This is a genomic window from Aminobacter sp. P4_D5, from assembly GCF_056401815.1.
In genome coordinates, this window is record NZ_JBFUIP010001044.1 from 1 (window position 1) to 594 (window position 594).

Here is a 594-nt window from a genome sequence, read left to right on the forward strand (position 1 = left end):
ATTCCGGATGGGTCAGTGGGATCAGGTCATGCAGGAGGGGCACGAAGCGCGCGCCCAGCGAGATCATGCCGCCGGTTGCGCGCTCGTGATGCAGGGCGCGGTGCGAGACGATGAGGAAGAGGCTGTCGCCACGCGCCGCGATCCGGCGCGCGAGCTCGCCGCGGCCCATGCCCCAGAACTTGAAGGACAGCGCCGCGGCCGCCATGGCGCGAAACCGTGCGAGCACCCCCTCCTTGCCGGGGAAGACGGCGCGGTCGGCCTCCTGCAGGAGGGCGTGGGCGAGACTGTCAGGCAAGGCGGCGAACCAGCCCCAGGGCGATTGTGCGACGAAGGTGACGTCCTTAGCGGGCAGGCCACGCCAGTGGCGGGCGTGGGCGAACTCGACGCGATCGATCCCGCTGGGCTGTCCAGCCCAGGCCAGGCCAAGAAGTCGCGAAATATCGAGCACGATATGCACGCCGTCACGCTCCTGGGCCGATGGCCGATTTCGGAGCACTGTCCGCACGGCGGACCACCCCGGGGTTTTTGTCACGCCCGGCCCGAGGGTTACGCGGCCTCACGCCTCGTCCCGGCGACCCTCACGGGCCGCTCGAT

1 pseudogene is annotated in these 594 nt (G+C 70.0%); it reads right to left on the minus strand.

Annotation, left to right across the window (positions count from 1 at the left end):
* Nucleotides 1–457: pseudogene (locus AC1DWF_RS36570) on the minus strand (hypothetical protein); the annotation flags it as partial.
* Nucleotides 458–594 lie beyond the last annotated feature (137 nt).